The 261-nt window shown below is 70.9% G+C and carries 1 protein-coding gene; it reads right to left on the reverse strand.

The genetic code is table 11. The features are described from left to right. A partial coding sequence (locus SB660_RS21595; RefSeq protein WP_410584464.1) for a glycosyltransferase family 39 protein occupies positions 1 to 261 on the reverse strand: 261 nt, incomplete at both ends.

A 261-nucleotide genomic window follows, 5' to 3' on the forward strand; every position in this document is an offset into this window, starting at 1 on the left:
GGTCGATCGCGAGCAGCAACGCGGCGGAGATGCCGAGCGGGCCGGATCGAGTGATCTTCTGCGCGACCGCGAACAGCAGCGGCACGAGTGCGGTGCCGACGAGGGCCGTCATGACGCGCCAGCCGAGTGGACCATGGCCGAACAGCGCGAGCCCCAGCCCGATGAGCCACTTGCCGAGCGGGGGGTGCGCGACGAAGGATCCCGTGTCCGAGTACCCGTCGACGTCACCGGACTCGAACGCCGGGTTCGGGTCCTCGCCCC

Origin of the sequence: Bacillus sp. SIMBA_005, from assembly GCF_046535585.1 — a bacterium.
GTDB classification, from domain to species: domain Bacteria; phylum Bacillota; class Bacilli; order Bacillales; family Bacillaceae; genus Bacillus; species Bacillus pumilus.